General features: G+C 58.3%; 19 protein-coding genes. 5 read left to right on the forward strand and 14 right to left on the reverse strand.

The annotated features are described in order from the left end of the window. Window positions 1-39: 39 nt before the first annotated feature. Both C4S63_RS01505 and C4S63_RS01510 read right to left on the reverse strand, forming a co-directional pair. The gene (locus tag C4S63_RS01505) at window positions 40-354 is read right to left on the reverse strand and encodes a thioredoxin family protein (RefSeq protein WP_062816994.1); all 315 of its coding nucleotides are present in this window, start codon (window positions 352-354) and stop codon (window positions 40-42) included. A gap of 1 nt (window position 355) precedes the next feature. Continuing rightward, window positions 356-1,243: a LysR family transcriptional regulator gene (locus C4S63_RS01510; protein ID WP_103916491.1), complete on the reverse strand. Its 888-nt coding sequence runs from the start codon at window positions 1,241-1,243 to the stop codon at window positions 356-358. 110 nt (window positions 1,244-1,353) lie between these two features. Here C4S63_RS01510 and C4S63_RS01515 point away from each other — a divergent pair, with 110 nt between their 5' ends. Further along, window positions 1,354-1,995, forward strand: coding sequence for an NAD(P)-dependent oxidoreductase (locus C4S63_RS01515; RefSeq protein WP_103916492.1), 642 nt, complete (start codon window positions 1,354-1,356; stop codon window positions 1,993-1,995). A 91-nt stretch (window positions 1,996-2,086) separates the two neighbouring features. Beyond that, complete coding sequence (locus C4S63_RS01520; protein WP_234999907.1) at window positions 2,087-2,869, forward strand: crotonase/enoyl-CoA hydratase family protein; 783 nt, start codon at window positions 2,087-2,089, stop codon at window positions 2,867-2,869. A gap of 201 nt (window positions 2,870-3,070) precedes the next feature. Here the strand turns inward: C4S63_RS01520 and C4S63_RS01525 are convergent, their stop codons facing one another. Continuing rightward, window positions 3,071-4,417, reverse strand: coding sequence for a DegQ family serine endoprotease (locus C4S63_RS01525; RefSeq protein WP_063525646.1), 1,347 nt, complete (start codon window positions 4,415-4,417; stop codon window positions 3,071-3,073). A gap of 170 nt (window positions 4,418-4,587) precedes the next feature. Next, the gene (locus C4S63_RS01530) at window positions 4,588-5,265 is read right to left on the reverse strand and encodes a 50S ribosomal protein L11 methyltransferase (RefSeq protein ID WP_063510058.1); all 678 of its coding nucleotides are present in this window, start codon (window positions 5,263-5,265) and stop codon (window positions 4,588-4,590) included. A 49-nt stretch (window positions 5,266-5,314) separates the two neighbouring features. On the opposite strand from C4S63_RS01530, the gene C4S63_RS01535 reads away from it, so the two are divergent. Then, entirely contained in the window at window positions 5,315-7,222 is a 1,908-nt protein-coding gene (locus tag C4S63_RS01535) for a hypothetical protein (protein WP_063510057.1), read from the forward strand. 139 nt (window positions 7,223-7,361) lie between these two features. Here the strand turns inward: C4S63_RS01535 and trmH are convergent, their stop codons facing one another. Then, a complete protein-coding gene (gene trmH, locus C4S63_RS01540) occupies window positions 7,362-8,057 on the reverse strand; it encodes a tRNA (guanosine(18)-2'-O)-methyltransferase TrmH (RefSeq protein WP_103916494.1) in 696 nt (231 codons plus the stop codon). Window positions 8,058-8,249: 192 nt separating this feature from the next. Between trmH and C4S63_RS01545 the strand changes: the two genes are divergently transcribed. After that, window positions 8,250-9,458 (forward strand): CaiB/BaiF CoA-transferase family protein, encoded by a 1,209-nt coding sequence (locus C4S63_RS01545; protein ID WP_103916495.1) that lies wholly within the window; start codon window positions 8,250-8,252, stop codon window positions 9,456-9,458. A gap of 260 nt (window positions 9,459-9,718) precedes the next feature. Here C4S63_RS01545 and C4S63_RS01550 read toward each other — a convergent pair whose 3' ends face one another. Beyond that, the gene (locus C4S63_RS01550) at window positions 9,719-10,159 is read right to left on the reverse strand and encodes a group III truncated hemoglobin (RefSeq protein ID WP_103916496.1); all 441 of its coding nucleotides are present in this window, start codon (window positions 10,157-10,159) and stop codon (window positions 9,719-9,721) included. A gap of 74 nt (window positions 10,160-10,233) precedes the next feature. Next, entirely contained in the window at window positions 10,234-10,554 is a 321-nt protein-coding gene (locus C4S63_RS01555) for a DUF962 domain-containing protein (protein WP_062816984.1), read from the reverse strand. A 291-nt stretch (window positions 10,555-10,845) separates the two neighbouring features. Here C4S63_RS01555 and C4S63_RS01560 point away from each other — a divergent pair, with 291 nt between their 5' ends. Continuing rightward, a complete protein-coding gene (locus tag C4S63_RS01560) occupies window positions 10,846-12,096 on the forward strand; it encodes a serine hydrolase (protein ID WP_103916497.1) in 1,251 nt (416 codons plus the stop codon). On the opposite strand, the gene C4S63_RS01565 is transcribed toward C4S63_RS01560, so the two are convergent. From C4S63_RS01565 to C4S63_RS01595, 7 genes are all read right to left on the reverse strand, one after another. Then, window positions 12,079-12,312 (reverse strand): DUF3565 domain-containing protein, encoded by a 234-nt coding sequence (locus C4S63_RS01565; protein WP_369826405.1) that lies wholly within the window; start codon window positions 12,310-12,312, stop codon window positions 12,079-12,081. The genes C4S63_RS01560 and C4S63_RS01565 overlap by 18 nt on opposite strands. A gap of 44 nt (window positions 12,313-12,356) precedes the next feature. After that, window positions 12,357-13,934: a BCCT family transporter gene (locus tag C4S63_RS01570; RefSeq protein ID WP_062816982.1), complete on the reverse strand. Its 1,578-nt coding sequence runs from the start codon at window positions 13,932-13,934 to the stop codon at window positions 12,357-12,359. 165 nt (window positions 13,935-14,099) lie between these two features. Continuing rightward, entirely contained in the window at window positions 14,100-15,236 is a 1,137-nt protein-coding gene (locus tag C4S63_RS01575) for a hypothetical protein (RefSeq protein ID WP_103916498.1), read from the reverse strand. Between the two features lie 449 nt (window positions 15,237-15,685). Next, complete coding sequence (gene thrC, locus C4S63_RS01580; protein ID WP_062816980.1) at window positions 15,686-16,768, reverse strand: threonine synthase; 1,083 nt, start codon at window positions 16,766-16,768, stop codon at window positions 15,686-15,688. 58 nt (window positions 16,769-16,826) lie between these two features. Next, complete coding sequence (locus C4S63_RS01585; protein ID WP_062816979.1) at window positions 16,827-18,128, reverse strand: homoserine dehydrogenase; 1,302 nt, start codon at window positions 18,126-18,128, stop codon at window positions 16,827-16,829. Between the two features lie 88 nt (window positions 18,129-18,216). Then, complete coding sequence (gene alaC, locus C4S63_RS01590; protein ID WP_062816978.1) at window positions 18,217-19,407, reverse strand: alanine transaminase; 1,191 nt, start codon at window positions 19,405-19,407, stop codon at window positions 18,217-18,219. Window positions 19,408-19,528: 121 nt separating this feature from the next. Further along, window positions 19,529-20,275, reverse strand: coding sequence for a DsbC family protein (locus C4S63_RS01595; RefSeq protein ID WP_062816977.1), 747 nt, complete (start codon window positions 20,273-20,275; stop codon window positions 19,529-19,531). Window positions 20,276-20,306: the final 31 nt, after the last annotated feature.

Genomic DNA, 20,306 nt, shown 5'->3' on the forward strand with positions numbered 1-20,306 from the left:
TTTTGATCCAGGCCGGAAAGCGCGCCGCCAGCGACACTCTTACGGGAAAAGCTGGCGGATCTGTTCAGCACTGGTGGGACGCACCACACGGTCTATTTCCTGACCGTCACGAACCAGAATCAGCGTGGGCCACAGTTTGACTCGATAACTACGCCCCAGGGGACGGCCCGGGCCATCGGCAATCTTTTCGTGGTTCACCTCTGCCCGGGAGGCCAGGACGGTTTCAATGTCCTTCTGGGCCGCGATGCAGTGGCCGCACCAGTTGGCACCGAATTCCAGCACCCAGGTGCCCGGGCGTTGCTCCACGGCGTCGCGGCTGAGAGTTTCCTCTTCGTAGGTCTTCACATAACTCATTTCATAATTGCTCGCGCAGAAATTCCACAAAGGCCCGCACCTTGGCCGGGGTATGCCGCCCCGGCGGGTAGACCGCGTAAATGCCACCTCCGGGAAGATCCCAGTCAGGCAGAACTCTTTCCAGCTCGCCCCGCGCCAGTGCTTCTGCGGCAATGGAGTCCGCCAGCACCGACAGGCCTGCCTGTTGTAGCAGCAACTGCTTGGTCACTGCCGTGGTGTTGGCTTTCAGAGCCCCCTGCATGCGTACTGTGCAACGCTCGTCTGCCCGGGAAAAAGTCCAGGTCAACGGTGACGGCAAAGGAGTAAACGTCACCCAGGGCAAGGCAGCCAGATCCCGGGGATGACTGACCGGCCCATGGTTTGCCATGAAGGCCGGCGACGCCACCAGAAACTGCTCGAACTCGCCCAGGCGAGTGGCGCGCAAGGAAGAGTCTTTCAACCAGCCCAGGCGAATGGCCAGGTCGATGCCCTCCTTGACCATGTCCGCCACGCTGTCGCCGGTGCGCAATTCAATTTCCAGTTGCGGGTGACGCTCACTGAAGGCCACCACCGCCGGGGCCGCCACCTGGGCCGCGAAATCCTCCGGGGCGGTAATGCGCAGCTCCCCCTGCAGGGTCTGCTGGTCGGTTTCCACCTGATCCAGCAGGCCTTCCAGCTCGGCAAACAGGGGGGTCAGCCCGGCCAGCAGCCGCTCACCGGCTTCAGTCAGGTGCACCTGGCGAGTGGTGCGGGTCACCAGCGCCACACCCAGACGCTGCTCCAGCCGCTTGATGGACAGGCTGATCTTGCTCTTGTTGCACCCCAACCGTTCCGCCGCGCCTGTAAAGCTGCCCGCCCGGGCCAGCGCCAAAAACAGGGGCAAGGCATTAAGATCGTATTCCGCTTCCACGCCGGTCTCACTGTTTAGAAATCAACAACACTGATTTACTTATTAGGCTATTTTCCCAATCAGTGCAAATGCCGATACTGCTCGAAACACATCGAATCAGGAGATACCCCATGAAGATTGCATTGATCGGTGCCAGCGGTTTTATCGGTTCAGCGCTGCGCGAAGAAGCCCTGGATCGCGGCCATCAGGTGACCGCCCTGGTCAGTCACCCGAAAAAGCTGAATGCCACGGCCACCAACCTGAGCGTCAAACAGGTAGACGTACAGAACACCGCGCAACTGACTGAAGCGCTCACCGGCGCAGAGGTGGTTATCAGCTCCTTCAGCGGCCACGCCCAGGACGATATCCGTGGCTACTATGTGCAGGGGGTGAAATCCATTATCGCGGCAGCGAAAGCCGCTGACGTGCCTCGCCTGGTGATCGTGGGCGGGGCCGGATCCCTGCGGGTAGCGGCGGACACACGGTTGATCGACACCCCGGCCTTCCCGGAGGAGTACAAAGCCACCGCTCTGGGCGCCCAGGATGCCCTGGCCCTGCTGCAGGCAGAGTCAGCATTGAACTGGACCATGCTGTCGCCGGCAGCGGAAATCTTTCCCGGTGAGCGCACCGGTCAGTTCCGTCTGGGCCATGATGATCTGCTGGTGGATGACCAGGGCAACAGCCGGATTTCTGTACAGGATTATGCGGTGGCACTACTGGATGAAGTGGACCATCCGCAGCATGAACGTCAGCGTTTCACCCTGGCCTACTGAAAACTGAAAAGCGGAGCGGTAACGACCACCGCTCCCCTTCCGGCTTTCTTTTATGGTTAGATGCGGAAAACGGCAGCAAACGGATAGCCCTGTGACTGAACAACCGGTAATCACCGAGGCCCTCGACGACCTTTTCATCATCACCCTCAACCGCCCCGAAAAGCGTAACGCGGTGGATCGCCCCACTGCGGATGCGTTACGTACCGCCTTCGAGACCTTTGAACGCAACGCTGACCTCAAGGTGGCTATTCTCACCGGCGCCGGTGGCAACTTCTGTGCCGGCGCCGATCTGTCCGCCCTGTCGGATCCGCAACGACGCAATGAGATCGATGAAACCGGCAGCGGCCCCGGGCCCATGGGACCCACCCGCATGCTGCTGAGCAAACCGGTAATTGCCGCTGTCAGCGGCTTTGCCGTGGCCGGCGGCCTGGAGTTGGCGCTGCTGTGTGACTTGCGGGTGGTGGAGACATCAGCCACTTTCGGCGTCTTCTGCCGACGCTGGGGAGTCCCTCTGATCGATGGCGGTACCGTGCGTTTGCCACGCCTGATCGGCCATAGCCGAGCCATGGACATGATCCTCACCGGCAGGCCGGTGGCCGCCGATGAGGCGTTGCAGATTGGACTCGCCAACCGGGTGGTCGCCGACGGCACGGCGCTGGATGAAGCCATTGCCCTGGCCCGACAAATCGCCGCCTTCCCGCAACACTGCCTGCAGGCTGACCGGCTTTCTGCCTATCGACAATGGGATCTGCCCCAGGAGGAAGCCTTGCGTCAGGAAGGCGCTGGCGGATATCCGGTAGTGTTCGAAGAAGCCATCGGTGGCGCCGAACGTTTCCGGCAAGGCGCCGGTCGACATGGGAAATTTGAAGAGTGAGTTTTGTGGAATGACCACCCTGACAGTGAAATACTAGCAGCCGATCCGGTTTCTCTGGCCAAGGTTCGCCATGCAAGCATAGCTCCTACAGCGCCATCAGCGCTTTTGCAGAAATGAAACGCGGGCACAGCCTGGCAGTTTTAAACACCAGACTCGCCCGCGCTTTTTTACTTTCAACTTTGAACGTTCAACTCAACCGAATCAGCGAATCACCACGAAGAACACACCACCGTTACGATTGACCCGCAACAGCAGAGTGCCATCCTTGTCGTCGATGGCATTACGCAGTTCCGCCGTATTCTGCACATCCTGACGGTTGGCATTGATGATCACGTCACCCCGGCGCAGACCCGCGCGCCAGGCCGGCGAACCCTGCTTCACCTCGTCCACCAGCACGCCGCTTTCAGCATGTTGCAACTCGCCTTTACGCAGGTCCCGCAGGCTGGCGCCCTCCAGATACTTGGAAACGGTCTCACCGCTGGATGCCTGCTCGGAGGACTCGCTGATCACCGCAGTCATCTCGCGCTTTTTGCCATCACGCAGCACCGTCAGCTTCACCTTCTCGCCTACCGGCGCCATGCCGACCTTGTTACGCAGATCCGCGGCGCGCTTCACCGGACGGTCATCCACGGCAATCACCACATCACCGCTTTTGATACCCGCTTTTTCCGCCGCGCTCTCTTCCATTACCTGAGTGATGACCACACCACTCTTGCGCTTGACCCCGAAGGCTTCCGCCAACTCGCTGGTGAGATCCTGGATGGTCACCCCCAGCACGCCGCGGCGCACTTCGCCATGCTCAATCAACTGATGCATCACGTTCTCGGCCATTTCCGTGGGGATGGCAAAGCCGATGCCCACATTGCCGCCGGCGGGGGCAATAATGGCAGTATTGATCCCCACCAGTTCGCCATTCAGGTTGACCAGGGCCCCACCGGAGTTACCCGGGTTGATGGAGGCATCGGTCTGGATAAAGCTTTCATAGCCTTCAATGCCCAGGCCGGTCCGGCCCAGCGCGGAGACGATGCCACTGGTGACGGTCTGCCCCAACCCGAACGGGTTGCCGATGGCCACCACAAAATCACCGACCCGCAGCCCCGTGGAATCGGCAATGGCAATCTGAGTGAGATCCTCGGCAGATTCCAGCTTGAGCACTGCCAGGTCCACTTCCTCATCGGTACCCACCAGCTCGGCGGACAACTCACGACCATCGGTGAGGGTCACCTCGATGGAGTCCGCGTTCTTGACCACATGGGCATTGGTCAGTACGTAGCCCTCCCTGGCATCCACGATAACGCCGGAGCCAGCACTGGCGGCACGGCGCTCCCGTTGCTGGTGCTCGGGGATATTGAAAAAGCGACGGAAAAAAGGATCTTCCATCAAGGGATTTCGGGCAGTGCGGATCCGCGTTTCGATGGCGATATTGACCACCGCCGGGGAAGTTTTTTCCAGCATCGGCGCCAACGATGGCAGCGCCTGGCCGTCACCCGTAGCCGATGGCAACGCCGCCCGGGCCGGGGAAAAGGCGATGACACAGAGTGTCAGCATCCAGACAGCGGGGTATAGCGGATTCTTGGAATTCAACAACGTCGTTCCTCCTGTATTGAGAAAACACACCAAAAGCGACTTACAACGGGGGAGGCCTTCCCTCCTCCCTACGGCAGATGCAGGGGCCGCCGGGGCGGATAGCTACGCCGTACAGCTTTTCTGACATTGCTTCATGGCGACGGTTCCGAGGCAAACACTCGTACCCCGTTATACTCGCTGGATTCTCCCAGATCCGGCCAGGTACAGGACTGCCACTGGCCCAGCAGCCGGTAACCGGGCGGATTCAGGTCCGGCACCCGGGAGTCGGCCAGCAGCACCTGACTGGCCTGCTGGAAGCGGGCCAGCAGGGGCAGATTTTCCCGGTCGTAAAGGATATCCGCCGCAGTCACCAGATCCGCCACCGCCAGGGCACTGTCCAGATCCTGGCTGAGTTCCAGATTCACCCGGTTTTCCGCCGCATTCAGGGCGGTGGCCGTAAGAGCATCCTGGTCCAGATCGCAGGCAATCACACGACTGGCGCCGGCCATCGCCGCGGCAATCGCCACCACCCCGGAGCCCGGCCCCACATCCACGACACAGCGCCCTTGTACCCACTGCGGGTTCGCGAGCAGAAATTCCGCCAGCACCTGACCGGATGCCCAGCAAAACGACCAGTACGGCGGCTCTTCCATGATCGCGTTGACGATTTGCGGGTCCAGCGCCTGTTCGGGAAACAGCTCATCCAGCAGCCACAAACGGATTTGCGGTGTCTTCGGCAAAGCCTGGCAGGACAGGGATACCGCCGGTAATACGCGGTGGAGCCGTTCATGCAAGGCGTCAAGGCCTACTCTTTCCTGATTGCTTGTCATACCCTAGGGCCTTGTTTCGCCAATCCAAATTGTCCAAGAGAATAACAAAATGACCGGCAGACAGGCATGGATCGGTCTCACCGCCCTTCTCCTCACTCTGGTGAGCCCATTACAGGCACGGGAAATCTGGACCGAGGGGGTCCCCGATCCCTACTTCGAGCATTTCCTGGATTTCTACAAGGCGGACCCCAGTGCCATGGGCCGCTGGGCCTCCGGCCTGCGCAACATTTCCACCGATCAGCTTGATCGCACCCTGAAAGCCCTGGATACCACCCAGTTCACCTACCTCTACCCCATGGAAATGAAGGGCTTCCAGCTGGCCAGACATAACGGCATCCCCACCGGGGAATTGTCACTGATGGCAGTGCGGGCGGGCAAACTGGTTCCGATTCCTTTCCAGATTGACGAATTCGACAAGACCGGCCTGATCTGGATCGAGGGTCACAATGATCACAAGCCGGAGGGCAAACCCGGCATCTTCGATGATTTCGATGAGCTGGCCTTCATGTTTCGCGATGGCGGCTGGGACCGTTTTGATCCCCGGCAACATTCACTGAAAGAAGGCAGGATGCTGGAGGAAATCCGCCTGGATTCCCCCCGCAACCAGCCCCGCTATATTTACCTGGTGCGTAACAACAGCGAGCGCTCACGGGCGGACTATGTGCAGGTGGACCTGGACAAGGGCCGTATCGAGACCACACTGATGCAGATGGACTACGAGCCCAAGGATTTCACCCAGATCAAGGGTATGTCCCCCCGGCTGGGTCCACACAAGGACGAAAATGTCATCGACAACATTTACGTCAACATCAGTACCGGCATTTTCAACCAGAACCTGCGGGTGGATCTGGATACCCGCAAGAACATCAAGGCCACTCCCATTGCCGTCAAGGACGGACCGGTGCGGGCATCCATCCTGGTCAAGGCCCGCATCTGGTATGCCTACTTGCCGACGTTTTTCAGCCAGAAATTCCAGGTGGATTTTTACGAGCAGTCGGTGACGATTCCCTCCCGTTTTGCCATCGGCAGCGTCAAGGTATTGAAGTTTTTCATGATGTTCCTGCGCGAACCCCGCATTCACTTCGCCATCGATTTTCACAATCTGGATGGCGCCCGCATTACCTATGATTCCGTGTATGGCAAAGGCCAGTACGGCACCGTGGATGGCGAGATGAGTGATTTCGAGCGGACTCTTGGCGCTACCCGCCTACCCGGCGACTGGCTGCATATGGACTCCAATCAGGGTTGGGAAATGTTTTTCAGCAACCACATGCCGGTGGTGCCTGATGGGTTATTCGATGCTTTCCTCAACGGCATGACCATGAACATGTTCTATGAGGACGACAAGGCAAGCATCACCGATTATGAACGTCATCCGGGGGCAACCCCACGACTGGGTTTTGAAAGCGAAGGCATGCCAGCCACGGTCATTGATCTGATGGGTGCTATCCCCAAACTGGATTATCTGGACATGGACAGTCTGGGCGAGGCGATTCTGGCGTTGGCGGACGCAGAGGATGACGGCGCCTTTAAAAAATACGATGAGGTAGTCAATCAGCGTTTGCGAGAGCTGAAGAAGGAGGATCGTTTTGCTTCAGTGGATGATCTGGCTGATGCCTTCCTGGCCGACCTTAACCGGATGAATTTTTCCGGTATTGCCCGTGATGATTTAAACCGGCTCATGCGTCAGGCCATGCTGGATACCATCAAGCACGTGGATCAGGTGCACCATGGCAAGGTTCTGCAGCGCATGGTTGAACTGGCCAAGGAGAGCAACATCGATATTCGCCGGCTACGATACGCCACCATGGACAACACCCTGTGGTTCCCGGCCTGGGTAGGCGAAGGCGGTGCCGCCGATTTCCACTGGCAGGTCAGTCATGCCCCGGTGGCCAAACCGGTGACAAGCGACGCGGTGGCCGTTTCAGGAGAGGACACCGCCAAGGACAAACAATAGCGAACAACCGCGCGCGGGTTTCATTGAAAATGGATAACGCACGGAATCTCTCCTCCTTGCCCGAACCCAAAGGCCGCGCCAGGATATTGCGCGCGGCCTTGGGGTTTCCGATCCATTCACGACGTTGATCGCGTCGTTATCAATGACAGTCCTGATCCTTCTTCTTGAGCAGCGCGGAAAGTGCGGCACTATCTTTCACCTGCCCCTCGTCATCCAGCTCCGGGTAGGCAATGCCCTCGGCATCACAAAGGCGGGCAATTCTTTCATGCCCCCAGCGGAACAGCAGCTCGTGGTAGCGGACGGGATCGATGCGAGGCTGATCATAGAACCCTTTCGCCCGGCGCTGCTCGCAGGCTTCCGCCAGAATAATCGCTGCTGCCACACTCACGTTGAAGGATTCCACCATGCCCATCATCGGAATGATCACATGCTGATCCACCGCCGCTGCCGCCTCATCGCTGACGCCAAACTTTTCCGTGCCCAGCAACAACGCCGTGGGCCGGGTGAAATCCACCTCGCGATAGGGTACGGCGGTATCGGATAGATGCGCCGCCAACACCTGCACCCCCTGACCCTGCAATTCACGAATCACACTGCTGCTTTCGTCCCGCTTGTGCACCTTTACCCAGCGCTGGGAGCCCATGGCAGTGCCAGCAGCCATCCGCGCCCGGTTATTGGGCAAGATCGCGTGCACATCAAGAATCCCCACCGCATCGCAGGTGCGCACAATGGCAGCAATATTATGGGGTTTGTGGACGCCATCCATGATCACGGTGAGATCAGGCTGGCGACGGTCCAGGGTGTCGCAAATACGACGATAGCGTTCCGGGGTCATGGGCTTTCCTCATGGCTGGCCGCGGATTGTATAGGCTGCGGGCGAGCAGGCAAAATCCGGCGCCCGAGCCCCATGCCTTAACGCTTGCCGAGACTGACCTTAAATCATTCGTTGCGAGCATTTTGGACACTACCACGGGGCTTTCAATCCGCTAGGCTTATGCTCCAGAAAACCGCAATCTTCGGAGGTTCCATGCCCGAGACTCCATCCCGCCGCCTGCCCCTGGACGGTGTCCGTGTTATCGAGCTGGGCCAGCTGCTGGCTGGCCCTTTTACCGGCACCCTGCTGGCCTATTTCGGTGCCGATGTGGTGAAGGTGGAACCCCCTGGCGGTGACCCCATTCGTGGCTGGCGCAAGCTGGACGAGGACGGTACCTCGTACTGGTGGCGCAGCTTGGGGCGCAACAAGAAATCCGTGACCCTGGATCTGAAATCCGAGCAGGGCAAGGGACTGGTGCGCAAGCTGATGAGCAGCGCGGATGTGGTGATCGAGAACTTCCGCCCCGGCACCATGGAAAACTGGGGCCTGGGCCCGGACAGCTTTGCCGATGACAACCCGGGCCTTATCTACACGCGCATTTCCGGCTACGGCCAGACCGGACCCTACGCCAGCAAACCCGGCTATGCATCGGTGTGTGAGGGCATTGGCGGCCTGCGATATGTCAATGGTTTTCCCGGCGAGCGCCCGGTGCGCCCCAACCTCTCCCTGGGCGACACCATTGCCGGCCTGCACGCAGCCCTGGGCATTCTGCTGGCCCTGTTTGAACGGCAAGAAAGCGATAAGGGCCAGGTGGTGGATGTGGCCCTTTATGAATCCGTCTTCAACCTGCTGGAGGGGGTGATCCCGGAATTTGATGGTGCCGGGGTCATCCGCGAACCGGCAGGCTCCACCGTCACCGGTATCGTGCCCACTAATACCTACCGCTGCGCGGATGGGAAGTTTGTGGTGATTGGTGGCAATGGCGATTCCATCTTTAAACGGCTAATGACCACCGCCGGCCGACCGGACATGGCAGACAATCCGGCCATGGCCAGCAACGCCGGACGGGTGGAACACGAGGCTGAGATTGATAGTGCTCTTGATAGCTGGTGTCGCAGCCTGCCCAGCGATCAAGTCCTGACTCTGTTGGAAGAAGCCCGGGTCCCGGCAGGTCCCATCTACTCGGTTTCCGATATGTTCAACGATCCCCACTTCCAGGCCAGGGGCCTGTTCCAGCAGGTGGAAATCAACGGCAAACCTCTCAAGGTCCCGGCCATCACTCCGCGCCTGACCGACACCCCCGGGGAAACCCGCTGGCCGGGTGGCGAAGTCGGCAGTCATAACGAGGCGGTTTTACGTGAGGAGTTGGGGCTGAGCGACGAGGAGTTTGCGGCGTTGAAGGCGGACGGGGTGATCGGGTAGAAGAGCAGTTGAAAGTGTAAAGTTCAAAGTTGAAACGCGATGACGGCCTTCCTGACAACAAGGGCGAAGGCCGCGTTCAGACGCTTTCAGGAAACACGGATGTAGGAGCGCCACTTGAGGCGCGAATTACCCCCCGTGGCTGTTCGCGCCTCAAGCGGCGCTCCCAAAGTAGCTTAGTAGAAGATCTCTTCCTGCAGAGAAACGCGGCCACCCTGCTCTCCGTTTGGCAACGAACATCAACCGCGTTTCAACTTTGAACGTTAAACTTTCAACTCACGCCTTTTGCTCAACTGCGCATACAGATTATCCATCACCCGAAAGGAGATATGCCGCGCCCGGTCGGTATAGGGGCCGGCGAAACGGCCGTCGAGATTGTTCATGAAATGCTGCAGCCAGCGTTCATGATGCTCACCCGTCAGCGGCTGTTTGTCATCCAGGGCCCGGTGTTTGGCCATCATGTGGCGCCGGTAGTCAGTCTCACCCAGCAGCATCTTGTACCAGTACTGGCAGATGGTGGGCAGGTGCTGCTGCAGATCAATGGCAGCCACATCCAGGAACATGGGCGCCATCACCGGATCATCCAGCAACCGGCGATAAAAGCCATGGACCATGGCATCGATATTCTCCCGACAATCCAGATCGGGTAGCGCGCTGTCTTGCTGCGGGGAAATGCCGGGTTGAAAGTGCTGAACAACGGTCATTGCAATATTTTTGGCTCATGGATTCCCGGCACCAGCCGCGCTGAAGCATCAGGCCGGGAGCGTGACGGGATGCCTTACCAGTCGATACGACGGGTGAGGATGTCCTTGTACATGACAAAGTCACCCATCAGGCTGTACCAGGGGTGCTTGAAGGTAGCCGGGCGATTTTTCTCGAAAAAGTAATGCCCCACCCAGGCAAAGCCATAACCCACCACTGGCAGGGCAAACAGCCACCAGGCACTCAGGGCACCGACAACGATGGCCGCCAGCAACACCAGCAATAGCGTGGTGCCGACCACATGCAACCGGCGGCAGGTGGGGTTGCCATGCTCCTGCAGGTAATAGGGGTAAAATTCAGCGAAACTCTGAAAATCGGACTGCTTGATGGTATTCACGTAACCTCCTGAAAATGCTTCTGTTATTCTGGGTATCACGCCCTTAATCCTGCAAGGATCATGGGACAAAATCTTGTAACCTGCGGCTAGCCTCTGCGGCTCACCGCCATTGTACCGCAGTGACTTCAGCCCGCACGGCCAAAACATTGTGATCTGGCGCCATGAGGATGGCACGGGTGGCCATTGCAGGACCGTCTGCCACGTGGACAATGTCGTCCTTTCACAATAAACATCACGTCGACATATATCCCGTCATTTCGGGCCCGACACGACCTGTTATCCGAGATCCTTATGGCTTTACGTCCCCGCATCAACCGAATGCTCAGCGCCCACGGCACCCCTATTCCCCGCAGCCTGGATGGCCTGATCCGCCAGGGGCAGGAAGCCCTGCCGGAGAAAACCGGCATGGGATCCGAGCAGGTAGAAGCCATCTGGCGGGCCACTCGCAAACTCTACCGGGGTGGTATGAGCCCGGCCATCAGCCTGTGCCTGCGACGCCATGGGGAAATCATGCTGGACCGCAGCATCGGCTATGCCGACCCGGAGAGCCAGCGAATCATGACCCCGGACACCCCGGTCTGCCTGTTTTCCGCTTCCAAGGTGGTGGCCGCCATGATGGTCCATCATCTGGTGGAAACCGGGCAGCTGGACCTGGACGACCCCGTCACTCGCTACCTGCCCAAATATGGGCAGAACGGCAAGGGGCGCACAACCATCCGCCACTTACTGACCCATCAGGCCGGTATCCCCCGCCCCCCTGCCCAGGTGGAACCGGACATTCTTTACCGCCCCCAGGAAATCATCGATCTGCTGTGTGCGGCCAAACCTTCTGGTCTCAACAATCAGGCCTACCATGCCATTACCGCCGGCTTTATCCTCGGCGCCATTGTCGAGGCGGTTACCGGCGAGGACCTTAATGCCACCCTGGATCGGGTAATTCGCCAGCCCATGGGCATGAAATACTTTACCTTTGGCCAGACCGGCCCGGAACGCGCCCGGGATGTATCCACTGGCGTACCCATGAAACTGGTGGATTTGTTTCTGACCTATGCGGTGGGAGGCAGCATCGATGAGGTAGTGGAAGTCACCAATGATGACCGCTTTCAGGACATCATCGTGCCGGCGGGTAACCTCTATGCCACCGCCGAAGAAGCCAGTCGATTCTTTCAGATGCTTCTCAATGACGGGTATTACGAAGGCCAGCAAATCTTCAAACCGGAAACCGTGGCTCGCGCTCTGCAGCCGGCCTATCACCGCCCGCGCTTCGATCGCAGCCTGTTTCTCCCCCTGAATTTCTCCAGCGGCTTCATGCTGGGAAATCGGGGCATGGGTATGTTCGGCCCGGGCGCTCCCCACGCCTTCGGTCACCTTGGCTTTATCAGCATCTATTGCTGGGCGGATCCCCAGCGGGCACTGAGTGGTGCGCTGTTGACCACTGGCAAGGGCGTGGTCGGTCCGCACCTTCCCGCCCTCTTTGGCCTGCAGCACACCATCAACCGCCATACCCGGTTACGTCAGGATGGCTCACCCGCCACGGTTTGAAGGGAACGGCATACCACGCTGACATTGGTTGCAAGTGAGCTCCCTCCCCAGATGCCGGGCACGCCCGGCTTCACGGGTAACCCAGGGGCGATTGATAAAGGGTGGTTGATGGCGCACATGCTGGCGATGGCCACATGACAACAACATCACCCAGTCTCCCTGTTCATCCTGTGCAAAGCTGCAGATTCTGACCTGAAACGTCATTTTTCCATCCATAAAAAATGCCCGCACATGCGGGCATTTTTTGCTTTCCTGCGCGATCAAGAAGTCTTGATGGCTCGTAGCCGCTTACTCTCTACGGAAAGCCCCATGTAGAGGCTGACGCACATCAGCAAGAGCACCAGTGTAAACGGCAAGCCCGTAGCAACCGCGCCGGACTGCAAGGCCTTGAGGGCTTCCTTGCCACCACCATACAACAACGCACCGGCGATGACGCCCTCCATCACCGCCCAGAACACACGCTGGGGTACCGGCGCATCCACCTTGCCACCTGCGGTAATGGAATCAATCACCAGGGAACCGGAGTCGGAGGACGTTACGAAAAACACCAGTACCAGTACGATCCCCAGGAACGACATGATGCCGGTCCAGGGAAGATTTTCCAGCATCTGGAAGAGCGCCAGGGAGGCATCATTGACGCCACCGGCCAACTCGCCGACACCATTGATGGCCTGGTCCAGGCCTGCACCGCCGAACGCGGACATCCAGATAATGGTGATGATGGTCGGCACCAACAGCACGGCGGTAATGAACTCCCGTACGGTACGGCCTTTGGAAATACGGGCGATAAACATACCGACGAAGGGTGACCAGGAAATCCACCAGGCCCAGTAGAACACGGTCCAACCGTGGAACCAGGCATCATCTTCACGACCGATCCAGTTACTCAGCGGCACAATATTGGACAGGTAATCCACTGCCGTGGTGCCAAAGCCGGTGATGATCAGTAACGTCGGGCCGGCGATAATCACGAAGAACAACAGGAACAGCGCCAACGTCATATTGATGTTGCTGAGAATCTTCACGCCACCATCCAGGCCACGCATCACCGAGACCACAGCCACAGAAGTCACACCGAAAATGATCGCCAACTGCATGTTGATGGCATTGGGGGTATCAAACAGGAAGTGCAAACCACCGGATGCCTGCTGAGCACCCAGCCCCAGAGACGTAGCCAGACCGAAGATGGTTGCCACTACCGCTAGCGTATCAATGATGTGGCCCGGCCAGCCCCAGCAGCGCTCACCCAGAATGGGATAGAAGGCGGAGCGAATGGTCAGCGGCATCCCTTTGTTGTAGGAAAAGAATGCCAGCGACAGGGCTACCACGGCATAGATCGCCCAGGGATGCAGACCCCAGTGATACATGGTTGCCCCCATAGCCATGTGACGGGCTTCTTCAGAGCCGGCTTCCACTCCCAGGGGCGTCCCGTACCACTGGCCGTTGAGATAGGCCACCGGCTCCGCAACGCTCCAGAACATCAGGCCGATGCCCATACCGGCAGCGAATAACATGGCAAACCAGGACAATGTGGAAAACTCCGGCTTGGCTTTCTGACCACCAAGACGAATCTTCCCGGTTGGCATCACCGCCAGGGCCACACAGAACAGTACAAAAAGATTGCCACTGACCATGAACAACCAGTCGAAATGCTCGATGGCCCAGCCCTTGGCGCCATTAAGCATGCCGTTGGCACTCTCCGGGAATGCCAGGGTGCCGACAACAAAGGCAATCACCAGTACGGCACTGATAAAGAAAACAGGATTGTGCAGATCCATCCCCAGGACCTGCACATTATCCTGGCCGACATCATAGTCGGTCTCGTAATCAATACTCATGTTAGCTCCGTATTCCGTCTTGCTTCAGGGTGCGCAGTGAATGCCGCAACTCACAGCCAGTCGGTCCGGACGATGTCAGGGTTGCGCCCCCGAAACATGCACTCCTCAAAAGGCACTTCATCATCTGAACCCGAGTAGGCGACCCCGCAGGGCCGCTACCGGCAATCAGAAATAAAAATCAAACGAGGCGTAGACGGCGCGGAAATCCGCTTCGTAAATGTCGCCATTACGATCTACATCCCCATCAGACCACAGATACTCCAGATACAGCCAACCCGGGCCGTACTTGTAGCTGACACCGGGTGCGTAGAACTCCACATCGTCGGCGTTGTTGCCGCGGGTATCGGTGCTTGCCACACCCGCGTCCAGGTAATAGCTCCAGCGATTCTGGTTGTAGATCAGCTGAGCCATGTGAACCTGGGTTTCCACTTCTTCATCGGCTGGGGCAGCACCACCCGCAAGAAAGGCATCCATGCCGCCGAAATCGCGCATGGTATCGATGAACTGATAACGGGCTGTGAAGTCATTCATGGTGAAGGTGTAGTGCAGATTCAGCGCTTCATGATCACCCTCATCATCCCGTGCTTTGGCCTCAGCCGCAGTCAGGTCCTGCAAACGCCCTTTCTGGTAGGAGAGTCCTACCGTGTGGCCATCCATGAAATTCCAGTCACCATTGACCACACCGGTCTTGATTTTGCGGTAGGACGTGGCACTACCCCAGTGACCGTTGTCATCCACGGTATCGGTACTGGTTTCACCCCAGTCATCCTGGTGGTAGTAGGCCACATCGTAGCTGAAGGCATTCAGTGAAGAGCTGAGCTTGAAGCCCACATCCATCTGATCGCCGTAACCCCCCAACACCCCTTCACCGGGCCAGAAGTTGACGGTTTTCCAGCCGAAAGGTACCTGGCTTTTCCCCACTGTGAGCAAGGTTTCGTCGTCAAACTCGTAACCAATCCATGCCTTGTGCATGGTAAAGGTATCACCGGAGTTGTTGTTGGCCGGATCGGTGAAACCACCGGTGCCAATGCGGCCTTCTGCACTGAAGCGCCAGGGCCCATGGGAGCCATCGTCATTGGCATAGAGAATCAGGGCGGGATCCGCGAAGTTACCCCCGGTGGTGTTATCCAGATCTTCATCAAAGGCGGACGATGGACCGGAAAAATCGGAGTCAGTGACATATTGATAAACCCACCAGACACCAGCGCTGAGCTCGGCCCCCGCATGGGCATTGAGTGGAATGGACGCAGCAAGCAGACAGCTCAGGTAGCCAGTGCGCTTTGCAAAAGCACGCTTATTCATCTAACGCTCCCTTCTCTGATTTTCTTTACAGACTAAATATTGACCAAGCAAAGTCAAATCACCGGGTGATACCCGATTGTGTGCAGACACAAAAACTTCGAACTAAAACGATGACAATACAAGGAGAGGAATAGCCGCAAAGGGCTATAGAACAGGCAAAAAATCAGCCCGGAAAAGACAATATACAGGTAGGTGGTTTCAATAATCTCGACACGGAGTCGTGGTTCCCTTGCTTCCCGACAAGAAAGCGCACCCTAACATATTCTTGCCAGATTGTTTCTCGCAATCGCCAAAACAAATGCAAAATTCCCGGTTTATTGGTTGCTGCCCTGTTCACAAAAGCCGCACTTAAATACCGGTAAGTAGCCGGGGCATGAAAAAAATCACAGCAAAAATTAAAAAAAACGGAGCGCCATGCGCTCCGTTTTTGGGTCGAGCGTTGTTGCAGATCAGGACATATTGGAGAGGATGGCACCTTTCACTGCGTCCAGATCCGCATCGATGGTGACCATGCGGCTGTCCTGGCACTGGGCGATGGCCGTATCAGGATCTTTGAGACCATTACCTGTCAGGGTGCAGACAATGGTGGAGCCTTCGGGAATTTTTCCGGCCTTGATATCGCGCATGGCGCCACCCAGAGATGCCGCAGACGCCGGCTCACAGAAAATGCCTTCCTTTTCGGCCAGCAGCTTCTGCGCCGCCAGGATTTCCTGGTCGCTCAGCTCGTCGAACCAGCCGCCGGATTCTTCCTGCAGGGCCCAGGCCTTGTCCCAGGACTGCGGGTTACCGATACGAATCGCCGTGGCAACGGTTTCCGGTTCTTTCACCGGTCCGCCGCGCATGAACGGGGCTGCCCCTTCGGCCTGGTAGCCGACCATCTTCGGGGCACTGTTCACCACGCCGGCTTTCTTGTATTCGCTGTAACCCATCCAGTGAGCGGAAATGTTGCCCGCATTGCCCACCGGCAGGCAGTGGAAATCCGGAGCGCGACCCAGCTCTTCGACAATCTCGAAAGCCGCAGACTTCTGGCCCTGGAGACGATAGGGATTAACGGAATTCACGATGGTCACCGGCGCCTTCTCGGCAACCTGTTTGACCAGTTCCATGCCCTGGTCGAAATTACCGCGAATCTGCATGATCACCGCGCCATACATCATCGCCTGGGCCAGCTTGCCCATGGCAATCTTGCCTTCCGGAATCAGCACGAAAGCGGTAATGCCAGCACGGGCCGCGTAGGCCGCCGCTGCTGCAGACGTATTGCCGGTGGACGCACAGATAATGGCTGTGCTGCCCTCTTCCACGGCCTTGGTCACCGCCATGGTCATGCCCCGATCCTTGAAGGAACCGGTGGGGTTGAGGCCCTCATACTTGACGTAGATATCCACGTCCTTGCCCAGCATTCGGGGAATATTCTTCAGACGGATCAGGGGCGTATTGCCCTCCCCCAGGCTGATAATGGGCGTGTCATCATTCACCGGCAGGTGGTCACGGTAGCGGTTGATCAGGCCGGTGTAACGGTCACGAAAAGGCATGTTCAAATCTCTCTTAAAAAGCGTCTGAAGTCTGACGTCAAACGTCGGACCCGGTATTTCAGGCGTCCAGAGTTTCCACTCTGATGCGCATTATATCGCTATCCACGGTGTCCAGGGCACCGATCTTGGCCAACGCCAGATTCATGTCTCCCTCGCGCACTTCGTGGGTCATCATCACGATGGGTACCAGCCCCTGATCCACTTCCCGCTGCACCATGGCATCAATGCTGACATTGTTGTCACTGAGGATACGGGTCACATCGGCCAGCACCCCTTTCTTGTCCTGCACGTGCAGGCGCAGGTAGAAACAGCAGGTCACATCGTCGATGGTGAGGATCGGCTCATCGGACATGTGGTCCGTATGGAAGCCCAGATACGGTACTCGTTCGTCATGATCCACGGTCAGGGCGCGGCCCAGTTCGATGATGTCCGCCACCACCGCAGACGCGGTGGGCTCAGCGCCGGCACCGGCGCCGTAGAACATGGTCGGACCCACGGCATCGCCGTGGATCATCACCGCATTCATGACGCCATTGACCGCGGACAGCATGGTTTCCTTGGGCACCAGGGTCGGATGCACACGCAGTTCAATCCCCTTGCCGGTGTCCTTGGCGATGCCGAGATGCTTGATGCGATAACCGAAGTGCGCCGCGCTGGCCACGTCCTCGGTGGTAATGCGGCTGATCCCTTCGGTGTAGACCTGGGAGAACTGCAGCGGAATCCCGAACGCAATGGATGCCAGGATGGTCAGCTTGTGGGCCGCATCAATGCCTTCCACATCGAAGGTCGGGTCCGCTTCCGCATAACCCAGCTGCTGGGCTTCAGCCAGCACATCATTGAAGTCACGACCGCCCTCTTCCATCTCGGTGAGAATGAAGTTGCCGGTGCCGTTGATGATACCCGCCAGCCAGTTGATATGGTTGGCGGCCAGCCCTTCGCCCAGGGACTTGAGGATGGGAATCCCCCCGGCGACGGAAGCCTCGAAGGCCACATCCACGCCGTTATCCTGGGCCGCCTGGAAAATTTCATTGCCATGTTCGGCGATCAGTGCCTTGTTGGCGGTCACAATATGCTTGCCGTTCTTGATGGCGGTGAGCACCAACTCACGGGCGGTATCGATGCCGCCGATCAGCTCCACCAGAATATCGATATCCGGATCGGTGGCCACGGCGAAGATATCCCGGGACAGGCGAATACCCTGGGTGTCGCAGGCGGGGTTGTCCCGGCGCGCACCGATGTGGGTAATTTCGATCGGACGTCCCACACGGCGGGCAATATCCCCCGCATTGCGTTTGAGAACGTTGACGGTGCCTGAGCCCACAGTGCCCAGACCAGCAATACCCACCTTCACCGAATCCACAGCCTATCCTCGTTTCATTTATCAGGGTGACAAAAGCCCAGCAACGGCTTTTCCCGACGCCCGCGGCCAAGTGCCGCAAGAGCATTTCTCAGCCCAGCAAACCGTCCTGGCGAAACATCTTCTTGATGCCGCGGATGGCCTGCCGGGTACGTTGTTCGTTCTCGATCAGCCCAAAACGGACATGATCGTCGCCATAGTCGCCGAAGCCAATGCCCGGAGAGACAGCAACGCCGGCATCGACAAGCAGTTTTTTGGAGAATTCCAGCGATCCCATGTCACGATACGCCTCGGGGATTTCTGCCCAGACGAACATGGTGGCACGGGGCCTTTCTACCTGCCAGCCGATCTCCGCCAGCCCATCCACCAGCACGTCCCGGCGCTTGCGGTACATCTCGCAGATGTCGGCCACACAGCTCTGGTCCCCTTCCAGAGCGGCGATGGCGGCCACCTGAATCGGCGTGAAGGTGCCGTAATCCAGATAGGACTTGATCCGTGCCAGGGCGTGGATCAGTTCCTTGTTGCCACAACAGAACCCCACTCGCCAGCCGGGCATGTTATAGCTCTTGGACAGGGAGAAGAACTCCACGGCCACCTCTTTCGCCCCTTCCACTTCCAGAATGGACGGGGCCTTGTAGCCATCAAAGACGATATCCGCATAGGCCAGATCATGAACCACCCAGATCTGGTGCTCACGGGCGATGGCCACCACCTTCTCGAAAAACGCCAGATCCACACACTGGCCGGTGGGGTTGCCGGGGAAATTGAGCACCAGCATCTTCGGCTTGGGCCAGGATTCCTTGATCGCCCGCTCCAGCTCCACAAAGAAATCCACCCCTTTCACCATGGGCACGTGGCGGATATCCGCGTTGGAGATCACGAAACCGTAGGGATGGATCGGATAACTGGGGTTGGGCACCAGTACCGTATCCCCCGGCCCCATGGTAGCCAGCGCCAGATGCGCCAGCCCTTCCTTGGAGCCGATGGTAACGATGGCTTCAGATTCCGGATCCAGGTCCACCGCATAGCGGCGCTGATACCAGTCGGCAATGGCCTTGCGCAGGCGCGGAATGCCGCGGGACTGGGAATAGCGGTGAGTATCCCCGCGTTGCACCGTTTCGGTGAGCTTGTCGATGATGTGCTTCGGGGTGGGCTGGTCCGGATTGCCCATGCCGAAATCAATAATATCCTCACCCCGCGCTCGCGCTGCTTTCTTCAAATCACCAACGATATTGAAGACATAGGGCGGCAGACGACGAATGCGCTGGAAATCTGTTTCCACGACAGCACCTTGGGTGAGGGAAAAATGAAGGCGGACACATTAACGGCGCATCTCTGCGCCGTCAATGTATTCACGCTGTATTCCCGGGCCGAAAGCGCCGGATTACGCGGGGTCCAGCCCGTTAGTTGAGTCGCTGGAGAAGCTGTTCCGGGGTCACATAGCCCCCCAGTTGCTCGCCTTCGGTGGAATAGATGGCCGGGGTGCCACGGACGCCGAAGGTATTACCCAGCTGATACTGCTCATCCACCGGTTTGGCGCAGTCGCTCAGCTCAGCCTGGATCACTTCGTTGTTCAGCTTGGCATCGGTGAGTGCCTGGGCCCGATCCTCCGCGCACCAGATATGGCGCATGGCCGCTGCGGCTTCGGTGGTCGCACCGCCACGGGGAAAGGCCAGGTAGTGAACGGTCACGCCCGCAGCGTTGTACTCGTCAATATGGCGGTGGAGTTTGCGGCAGAACCCACAGCTGATATCGGTAAACACATACACCTCGGCCGTCTCGTCATCCGCCGCGTAGGTAATCATGTCTGCCGGGTCCAGCTCCTTGATGCCCGCTTTGCGCACCTTCTCGAAGCGCTCTTCTGCCGGGTTGACCACCTCGCCGTCCTTGATCTCCAGCAGCTTGCCAATCAGGATGTGACGACCATCTTCGGTCATGTAAACACTCTCACGACCGTTCACATCCAGTTCCACCATGCCCGCCATCGGCGCAGCACGGACTTCGGTCACTGTCATGCCCTCAAAGGCTTCCTCGAAAGCCGCCTTGGCCTGGTCGCCATTCACGGCATTTTTGCCAGCCTCTGCGGAACCCGTATCCGCACCGCAAGCCGTCATCAGCCCCGTCAGTACCACTAAAAACCACTTGTTCATTTTGTCGTTACTCCTTCAGCTGATGTCTTGG

This window comes from Alcanivorax sp. DSM 26293 (assembly GCF_900107995.1).
In the GTDB taxonomy this organism is placed as follows: Bacteria; Pseudomonadota; Gammaproteobacteria; order Pseudomonadales; family Alcanivoracaceae; genus Alcanivorax.